Here is an 8,010-nt window from a genome sequence, read left to right as displayed (position 1 = left end):
GATACCGGTCAATCCGATGGCAGAGCTCAAGTTCATCCACTTCACCACGGCACGCATTCTGCCCAAGCCGGCGCGGTTGCGGGATGTGCAGCTGCAGGACCTGGTGCGCCTGCTGGCCGAGCGCTTCGACAGCGCGCCGGGTGACGCCATGTTGGCCTTGATGATGCTGTGCCACGGCACCCGTATTGGCGAGACCCGACAATCCCGCTGGGCCGACATTGCGCTGCCAGAGCGCGAGTGGTTCCTGCCGGCCGACCATACCAAGACCAAGACCGAGCTGCGGGTGCCGCTGACCGACCAAGTCGTTGCACTGCTGCGCCGCTACCGTGACCGGCAGACCGCCCAAGGATATGAGGGCGCCTTCCTGTTCCCGTCACGCCGTGGCAAGCCGCTGAGCGACAACCAGGCGAGCGCCGTGTTCACCCGGTTGGGGCAGGGCGCCTGGACCAGTCACGACCTGCGCAAGGTAGCTCGTACCGCCTGGACTGACCTCGGCGTAGACGGCCACATCGGCGAGATGCTGCTCAACCACTCGCTGGGCAAGATCGCCTCCACCTACATCAACACCCAGGCCAAAGAGCAGCGCCGCTTGGCGCTGGTGAAGTGGCACGACTGGTTAGATGAGCGTGGATTCAAGTCGATTCACGAGCAGACAGGCGCTAGATATGTAGATTCGCAAAACATCGTAGACGCCTTGAACGGCGGGGCCTGCGAGCCAGAACCACAATTTGTTAAGGGCGAGGTTTAAAAATGGCATTTCATCACGCTCTTGCCTGCAAATCCTGCGGTTCGATCTGCTGCATCGACCGCTACGCCGCCAAGTTCTACAACTCGTTTGAAGACCTGAAACTCTGCGGTCATTGCGGATCGCGCCAGGGCTGGAGAGATACGGTGGTGGTCTGGGTGCCGACTTGGCGCTGGTTCAATCCATTGACTTGGGGGAATGGCGAATGGATCGAGTGACCATTAAGAAGTCCCACGGCCCAGCATTCCGCGCTGCCCAACTGGACCTGGCCAAGTGCCCGGCATGCCGTGGTCGGGCGGTGATCAGTGGCGTATTCCACGAACTGGCCTGCGTGCAGTGCAATGCCTCGGGCTGGGTCACCGCCGAATCCGGTGAGGCGCTGCCGCTTGAGGTGCTGGTGACGCAACTGAGCATCCGTCTCCAGGCTGCTGACCAGCAGATCGAACAATTGAAGCGCCATGTGCCGATGCTCGGCCCGGCCGCCCAATACAACGGGAACAACCGCCGTGGCCCTGGTGCCACCAATTACACGGGGGATTAGTGAATGATGAAGCTCAAGAGTGCACGGCGGGCCTGGCATGACTGCTTCTACACCCCATGGGATACCCAAGGCGCTCACATTGAGCAACTCGGAATGCTCGGATGCTCGGTGCAGAAGACAGAGAAATCTGTGAACAGCCGGCACGCGATGCATCAGTCGCTGTCGGCCCGTATCCAGTCAGCCATCGACACGCTTCCTGCTCATCTGAGGGCTTTCGGCAATTACATGTACAGCCCAATCGCCACCGACGACGACAAGGATGACGCGCAAGAGGCGCTGTTCAGGGCCGCATATGCCATGGGGCCACAGATGTACGCCAAGAAGTTCGAGAAGGCTCGCCTGGTCGCTGTAGGAGTTTTGTTCCGGTACCACCGCATGCATCAGGGAGGGCAGAGCGAAGGAATCGACCCGTGCCCAACCCCTGAGTCTTTTCGCGGCTGGCTGCTACATATCCTTGATGTCGAACTGGATTCGAGGAACTGGGACAGGGAGTGGCAGGAGTTCGTCCAGACCTGCTTCAACGCTTGTAACGACCTGGATAAATTTGCTCTTGGGCCTGTCTCTTTGGCGATAAAAGAAATGAAAATAGCTGCTTGACGACAAATGTGCGGCTGAGGCATGATTCTTCCCATCGTTACAGTTTTGCCTACGGCAACTATCACTAAGCCCAGTCATCGCGCTGGGCTTTTTGGATTTTGCTTTATGCGGATCTGCACTCATTCAAAGCCTTGCCGGTGTGCGGGGCTTTTTCGTTTTCGGCGCCACCACACCCATTGCTTTGGCTGGGAGTTTTGTTGGAGCTGACTTAAACCAAGTCATGCGCCACGGAGTCTATCGGGCTGTCATCTGCGGACTTCTTGTTCAGCTCAGATCGTGCGATCGAAATGTGTTTGGGAGCAGTTATACCTAGAAACACAGAGTTGCCCTGGACTTTGGTCACTTTGATTTCAATTTCATCGCCTATGCGCAGGCGTTCGCGTGGACGACGGGAGATAATTAGCAATGGATATCCCTTTTGATTTTTGGCTCATACTCAAGGGATTAATCGCATAAGTTCCGCAAAAAAAGATGCAGGAGATTTCCGTTCTTTGCGGGGAAAATTCCTGTTGTTTCTAGGGAAAGCTCCTGCCTGATTTGTCGGGCGTTTGATCCATCTCGGAACAACAAGTCACACTGCTCTGTGGCGTGACATTCGTGTTGTAGTGGGTTGAGCGGGTATGGTAAACAACGATTCTGCAAGCCCTCTTACCAACTTCTAACCCCAGTGTGCCGAGGGCGCGCAGACTAGCCCGACCACTGCGTCGGGTTTTTTGTTGGTGCAGCCCAAGCGGGCTTATGCAGGGAATCGGATGCAACCCTGCGGGATGGCTCCCACCGACGCCAAAGTACAGGTAGCGCTGCACGCCGACGCCCATTTCAAAGCCTCGCCACTGTGCGGGGCTTTTTTCGTTTTCAGCTCCACCACAGCGCTAGCGAGCCGGTGACTTAACGAATTAGGTGGCGTAGCATGGGGTAAAAACAAGACGATGAGGTTGCAGGTTATGACTGATCGTGAATTGCTGGAACTTGCGGCTAAAGCCGCCGGCGTCAAGTTCGATGGCTCCTCTTTCATCCGGCGAAACGGATATACCTCAAATGTTTGGGACCCACTGCACGACAACGATGATGCTCTGCACCTTGCCGTTGAGCTGAAGATGAACCTGACGCTTGTTCAGCGCGGAATATCTTGGGACGATCCCGATGTATTCGAGAAGCAACGTCGAGCCATAGTCGAAGGCGCCGCCGAAATCGGTAAAAAGATGCCCGCTTGGCCCGTTGACGACTTGGCTGGCGGATCTGATACCGCCTCCGCAAGTCGCAACGTCACGCCTAGAGCGTAACGCCTTCGAAATCCGGCCCTGGTGCCGGTTTTTTTGCTTTATGCAGATGAATGCACCGGCCATCTGTACCCATTCCAAGCCTCGCCACTGTGCGGGGCTTTTTCGTTTTCGGTTCCACCACACCTATCGCTCTTGCTAGGAGTGCTGCTGGGGCTGATTCAATTGAACGCTACTCCCCAGCACTTGGCCGCTCACACCGGCCTTTTTTATTTCCTACTCCCTGAAGGGAGGACTTCGGATTGAAAATCATGCCCGAAAAAGACCCTTCCTTCTGGGCGATCGTCCTTGCTGCGCTGAGCGATAACGGCCTGGCTATGGCGCTGACCTTCCTGCTGATCTTTCTTCGTGTGCAGTACGAAGGGAAGGAAACAAACACCGTCCGCAAGTTAATCGAGGCGACTCTTGGCGCGCTGATGGTGATGGTCGTAGGTCTGACGGTAAAGGAGTTCGGGTTCAGCATTGGCTGGTCATTCTTCGCTGCTGGGTTCGTCGGCATTCTTGGCGTTGACCAGGTTCGCCTGCTTGGCAAGCGTTGGTCTGAGCGCAAGGCGGACGAGCTATGAAACTTATAGATGGCGCAAGCGGATGGCACAGGCTCTGGTCAGTTCGCCTCGCTCTTGCCTGCGCGGTGCTTAACGCCTGCGCAATCGGCTGGACCGTCTTCCAGGGTACCGTCAACCCATTGATCTACGCAGTCATCAACATGGTGCTAGGCATCGGTGTTGCTGTCGTCCGAGTGTTGTCCGAAGCGCCCCCTGAGGGAGGCAACCATGAAAATCCCTAAATTCCTGAAATCATCCTTCGCATGGCTTGCGAAGCTATTCACTGAGGTTCCAACCATGACTGACGAAACCACTGCTGCATCTGCTGCTGCCGCACCAGCACCTGCTGCTACACCTTCACCGGCATCTGCTGCCGCGCTTGTTGCCGCAGCTCCTGTCGAGCCGGCAGTAAATACCGACACCCTCAAGGCTCTGCTGCTGACCCTGGGCCACAACATCGAGGCCGAGTGGGATCACCTCATCGCACTGGCCAAGAAGATCTAAGGGGAACGACATGCCTGATGAAACCCTCTTGGTTGATGACGCGGACCAAGCCGCACCGGCTGCCCCAGATGCTCCAGCCCCAGACATCGTCGACAAGTTGGAAAAGATCCTCAGTGCCGTTGGCTACGAGCTCCCGACCCTGTGGGATGAAGCTGTCGCCCTGGCTCGCAAGACCATCTGAAAGATTTCACCCTAGGGCGCCAGGCCCAGTGCCGGCGCCATTCCAAAGAAGACCTTTGACGGAGTCATGACAACATGGCTAAGCCTGAATCAGCCGATCCAACCAACAGCCTACCGTGTGGGCTGATCGGGGAATCACTCATAGCGGTGCCAGACGTTGTGGAGTCCACACTATCCGCAGTTCTTGAGTCGCGTTTGGCTGCATGCCAGGTCGCTCACTTGACCTCGGAAGCAACAGCGTGCGCCGAGGCGGTCAAGTTAGCTTTTGAGACGCTGCGCGCAACGCCTGCTGCAACGGAGTAGTCCTGATGGCGAGCCCTTTAGATATTTCAGTTCGTGCCAACGTCAAGGAGTTGTCCAAGGCGTTATCCGCTCTGGCTTATAAACAGATCGGGTTTGCTACCGCACAGGCGCTGACGGCCCTGGCCAAAGAGGTTCAGGCTGACGAGATCCAGAACATCGCCTCCACCTTCAAGAAGCCCCGGCCATTCACTCAGAAGTCGGTCGGCGTGCAAGGCGCTCGTAAGGACACGCTTAAGGCGAGCGTATTCGTCAGGCCGATCGCCGCGAAATATCTCGAGCCGTATGAGGATGGCGGCAACCACGTATTGCCCGGTACCAGTAAGGCGATTCTCAACCCGAAGGACATCAAGCTCGACCAGTACGGCCAGTTGCCGCGTGGGGTGCTAGATCGATTGAAGGCCCGGAAGGACATCTTCATTGGTCCCGTGAAAACCAAGTCGGGCATCGTCAATGGTGTTTGGCAGCGTGTACCGCCGAAGAATGGCAAAGGTGCAAGACGAGGGCGCGCAGCAGTCGCTGCATTACCTGGGCACTTGAAACTACTGATCCGCTTCGGCGACTCGCTCGCCGTGAACAAGAGGTTGAACTATCGGAGCCGAGCAAAGGTTCTGGTAGATCGCCGGTTCAACGCAGTGTTCGGTGAGGCTATGGCCAAGGCCCTAGCGTCCGCACGCTGACTGGCGCGACGTGAGGGCTGGGGGTACCCCCCCCTGCATGGGTCCCTCCTGGGACCCTCGACATCGAGGGCATTGCACGCCGCGCTGTTTCTCTAGCTAAAAAATTTTGAAATTTGGGTAACGAGGGTAACGCATGGCAATCGTCTCCCAGGCGGAATACGCACGCCTGCGCGGCGTTAGTAAAAAGACCGTGACCCAATGGAAACGGGATGGAAAGCTGGTTTTGGCTGATGGTGGGGTCGATGTTGAGGCTACTGATTCGTACCTGAAAAAGTACCGCGCAGCGGGCCTTAAGGGTAACTCCGAGGGTAACGGGGGTAACGCGTTACCTCATCCGCTCGCGGGGGAAACTAATGAGCAGGCAGCGCTACGCATCCTTTCCATTGGCGGCGCCAACATGTCGCTGGAGGAGGCGAAGCGGGTAAAAGAAAACTACCTGGCTCTGCTCAATCAGCTTGAGTACGACCAGAAGTCCGGCGCGGTGGTGCTGGTGGCAGATGTCGCTGCCGCGGTCGGTAGAGAGTATTCACAAGTGCGTACCCGTCTCTTGGCCATTCCGGCAGAACAGGCGCCGCGCATTCACCGGCTTAAAACCGTGACTGAAGTGCAGGACGTTCTGCAGGAGCTGATCACGGAAGCCCTTGAGGAATTAGTCAGTGATGGAGGAGCCTAGCCGATATGCCAGTGGCTTGGACTCCCTCGCTTGTGAACTGCGTGCTGCTCGACTCAAGAACATTCAGCCCCCACCCAAGCTGACACTCAGCCAGTGGGCGGAGCGCTATGCGGTGCTGTCCAAAGAGACCAGCGCGCAGACCGGACGCTTCAGAGCGTTTGCCTACCAGAACGGCATCATGGATGCGATCACCGATCCGGCGGTCACCTTCGTCACGGTCAAGAAGTCGGCGCGGGTCGGGTACACCAAGATTCTCGACCATGTGGTGGGCTATTTCATCCATCAGGACCCCTCGCCAATTTTGATGGTTCAGCCTCGCGTCGAGGATGCCGAGGACTACAGCAAGACCGAGGTATCACCGATGCTGCGCGACACTTCGGTGTTGGCAGCACTGACGGGCGATGTGAAGGCGAAGAGCAGTAACCAGACGATCTTGAAAAAGACCTTCTTGAATGGCGCGAGCCTTTCATTGGTTGGTGCGAACTCCCCTGGCGGTTTTCGGCGTATCACAGCGCGGATCATCCTGTTCGACGAGGTCAACGGTTACCCGGTCGGCGGGGCCGGTACCGAAGGTGACCAGGTTGCTCTGGGCACCAAGCGTGCCGAGACCTTCTGGAACCGAAAAATTGTTCTTGGGAGCACCCCTACGGTGAAAGGCTCGAGCCGAATCGATCGTAGTTGGGAAGAAAGCGACCAGCGTCGCTACTACGTTCCGTGCCCGCACTGCGGTGCAATGCAATATCTGGAGTGGGGCGGGCCAGACACACCGTATGGCATCAAGTGGGATACCAACGAAGCCGGCATCGGCTTGCCGGAAACGGTGTTCTACGTCTGCCGGGTGACTGGCTGCGTGATCCGTGATGTCGATAAACCGGACATGGTGGCGGCGGGTGAGTGGCGAGCCAGCAAGCCGTTCGCCGGTCACGCTGGTTTTCACATCTGGGCGGGTTACAGCCTGTTCTCGAATGCTTGCTGGGAAAACCTGGTTACCGAATGGCTACGGGTAAAAGACGATCCGTTGGCCCGTCAGACCTTCATCAACCTGGTGCTGGGCGAGGACTATGAGGATCGTGGTGATCGAGCCCTGCAGGAAGACAAACTGGTAGCGCGCTGCGAGGTCTGGTCCGCCGAGGTGCCGGACGGGGTCGCCGTGATTACGGTTGGCGTCGACACTCAGGGCGACCGCTTCGAATGTGAAGTAGTGGGCTGGGGGATGAACGAGGAGAGCTGGTCCATCGACTTCGAGGTTATTTCGGGCGATATGGAGACGCCTGATATCTGGAACCGGCTTGACGCGTATTTGAAACGGATCTGGTACCGGGCGGATGGCCGTGGTTTTGAAGTCATGGCGGTGTGTCACGATTCCGGCAGCAACCATCATACGCAGAAAGTCTACAACTTCTCCAAGGCTCGTATAGGCCGCCGCGTCTGGGCCATCAGAGGCGAGTCAGCGGTGGGCGGTAAACGCTCGCCGGTCTGGCCTACAAAAACACCGAGCAAACGCAACAAGTCGTCGTTTCGGCCGGTGATTATTGGTGTCAACGCGGCGAAGGACTCGGTCAGGTCCCGATTGCACCTGGTCGAAGCCGGACCTGGCTACATGCACTTCCCGGTCAGTCGTGACATCAACTATTTCGCTCAGCTAACGTCGGAACGCTCGGTTCGTAAAACGTCCGGTGGACAGGTCTATCGCGTCTGGGAGCTGCCAAACGGCAGGGCCAACGAAGCTCTCGACTGCCGGGTTTATGCCTACGCGGCCCTATGCGGGCTGATGCACATGGGCTTGAAGCTCAACAAACGAGCAGAGGACTTGGCCGCCTCTTTTGGGGTTCACATCCCGCTGACGATCGAGCACCTGCCACCGGCTGAACAGATGGCCTTTATACCCGCGGCTGCCGCACAACACGCCTCCCAGGCGAAACCAAAACCAAAGCGATCGTCGATTTCACGAATGGCGTAGGAGAG

The 8,010-nt window shown here is 57.5% G+C and carries 12 protein-coding genes; 11 read left to right on the top strand and 1 reads right to left on the bottom strand.

Going from position 1 to position 8,010, the window contains the following annotated elements; translation table 11 throughout:
- The 4 genes from HX855_RS02380 to HX855_RS02365 form a co-directional block, all read left to right on the top strand.
- A partial coding sequence (locus tag HX855_RS02380; RefSeq protein WP_177085241.1) for a site-specific integrase occupies positions 1–748 on the top strand: 748 nt, incomplete at its 5' end.
- A 2-nt stretch (positions 749–750) separates the two neighbouring features.
- Entirely contained in the window at positions 751–963 is a 213-nt protein-coding gene (locus HX855_RS02375; protein ID WP_177085240.1) for a hypothetical protein, read from the top strand.
- A 2-nt stretch (positions 964–965) separates the two neighbouring features.
- On the top strand, positions 966–1,286 hold the full coding sequence (locus HX855_RS02370; protein ID WP_177085675.1) for a hypothetical protein: 321 nt from the start codon (positions 966–968) through the stop codon (positions 1,284–1,286).
- 3 nt (positions 1,287–1,289) lie between these two features.
- Positions 1,290–1,883: a hypothetical protein gene (locus HX855_RS02365; RefSeq protein ID WP_256352984.1), complete on the top strand. Its 594-nt coding sequence runs from the start codon at positions 1,290–1,292 to the stop codon at positions 1,881–1,883.
- A 208-nt stretch (positions 1,884–2,091) separates the two neighbouring features.
- Here the strand turns inward: HX855_RS02365 and HX855_RS33755 are convergent, their stop codons facing one another.
- Positions 2,092–2,289 carry a carbon storage regulator gene (locus HX855_RS33755; protein WP_177085238.1) on the bottom strand — a complete coding sequence of 66 codons (198 nt, stop codon included), beginning with the start codon at positions 2,287–2,289 and terminating at the stop codon, positions 2,092–2,094.
- Between the two features lie 538 nt (positions 2,290–2,827).
- Between HX855_RS33755 and HX855_RS02355 the strand changes: the two genes are divergently transcribed.
- The 7 genes from HX855_RS02355 to HX855_RS02325 all read left to right on the top strand — a co-directional run bounded on the left by HX855_RS02355 (position 2,828) and on the right by HX855_RS02325 (position 8,005).
- On the top strand, positions 2,828–3,166 hold the full coding sequence (locus tag HX855_RS02355) for a hypothetical protein (RefSeq protein WP_177085236.1): 339 nt from the start codon (positions 2,828–2,830) through the stop codon (positions 3,164–3,166).
- A gap of 248 nt (positions 3,167–3,414) precedes the next feature.
- Positions 3,415–3,729 carry a phage holin, lambda family gene (locus HX855_RS02350; protein WP_256352983.1) on the top strand — a complete coding sequence of 105 codons (315 nt, stop codon included), beginning with the start codon at positions 3,415–3,417 and terminating at the stop codon, positions 3,727–3,729.
- Between the two features lie 207 nt (positions 3,730–3,936).
- A complete protein-coding gene (locus HX855_RS02345; RefSeq protein WP_177085232.1) occupies positions 3,937–4,212 on the top strand; it encodes a hypothetical protein in 276 nt (91 codons plus the stop codon).
- 10 nt (positions 4,213–4,222) lie between these two features.
- Positions 4,223–4,393: a hypothetical protein gene (locus tag HX855_RS02340; protein ID WP_177085230.1), complete on the top strand. Its 171-nt coding sequence runs from the start codon at positions 4,223–4,225 to the stop codon at positions 4,391–4,393.
- A gap of 307 nt (positions 4,394–4,700) precedes the next feature.
- Complete coding sequence (locus HX855_RS02335; RefSeq protein ID WP_177085228.1) at positions 4,701–5,372, top strand: hypothetical protein; 672 nt, start codon at positions 4,701–4,703, stop codon at positions 5,370–5,372.
- Between the two features lie 133 nt (positions 5,373–5,505).
- On the top strand, positions 5,506–6,045 hold the full coding sequence (locus HX855_RS02330) for a hypothetical protein (RefSeq protein WP_177085226.1): 540 nt from the start codon (positions 5,506–5,508) through the stop codon (positions 6,043–6,045).
- Positions 6,032–8,005, top strand: a complete 1,974-nt coding sequence (locus tag HX855_RS02325) for a phage terminase large subunit family protein (protein WP_177085224.1) — start codon at positions 6,032–6,034, stop codon at positions 8,003–8,005. Before HX855_RS02330 ends, HX855_RS02325 begins: the two co-directional genes overlap by 14 nt.
- Positions 8,006–8,010 lie beyond the last annotated feature (5 nt).

The organism is Pseudomonas sp. IPO3778 (assembly GCF_013386825.1).
Taxonomy (GTDB): Bacteria; Pseudomonadota; Gammaproteobacteria; order Pseudomonadales; family Pseudomonadaceae; genus Aquipseudomonas.
This window is presented reverse-complemented; position numbering and strand designations above follow the sequence as displayed.

Excerpts from the sequence above, each read along its gene's own strand:
- HX855_RS02375 (WP_177085240.1), top strand. The coding sequence starts at position 751 with ATGGCATTTCATCACGCTCTTGCCTGCAAATCCTGCGGTTCGATCTGC.
- HX855_RS02365 (WP_256352984.1), top strand. The coding sequence starts at position 1,290 with ATGATGAAGCTCAAGAGTGCACGGCGGGCCTGGCATGACTGCTTCTAC.
- HX855_RS02355 (WP_177085236.1), top strand. The coding sequence starts at position 2,828 with ATGACTGATCGTGAATTGCTGGAACTTGCGGCTAAAGCCGCCGGCGTC.
- HX855_RS02350 (WP_256352983.1), top strand. The coding sequence starts at position 3,415 with ATGCCCGAAAAAGACCCTTCCTTCTGGGCGATCGTCCTTGCTGCGCTG.
- HX855_RS02345 (WP_177085232.1), top strand. The coding sequence starts at position 3,937 with ATGAAAATCCCTAAATTCCTGAAATCATCCTTCGCATGGCTTGCGAAG.
- HX855_RS02340 (WP_177085230.1), top strand. The coding sequence starts at position 4,223 with ATGCCTGATGAAACCCTCTTGGTTGATGACGCGGACCAAGCCGCACCG.
- HX855_RS02335 (WP_177085228.1), top strand. The coding sequence starts at position 4,701 with ATGGCGAGCCCTTTAGATATTTCAGTTCGTGCCAACGTCAAGGAGTTG.
- HX855_RS02330 (WP_177085226.1), top strand. The coding sequence starts at position 5,506 with ATGGCAATCGTCTCCCAGGCGGAATACGCACGCCTGCGCGGCGTTAGT.
- HX855_RS02325 (WP_177085224.1), top strand. The coding sequence starts at position 6,032 with ATGGAGGAGCCTAGCCGATATGCCAGTGGCTTGGACTCCCTCGCTTGT.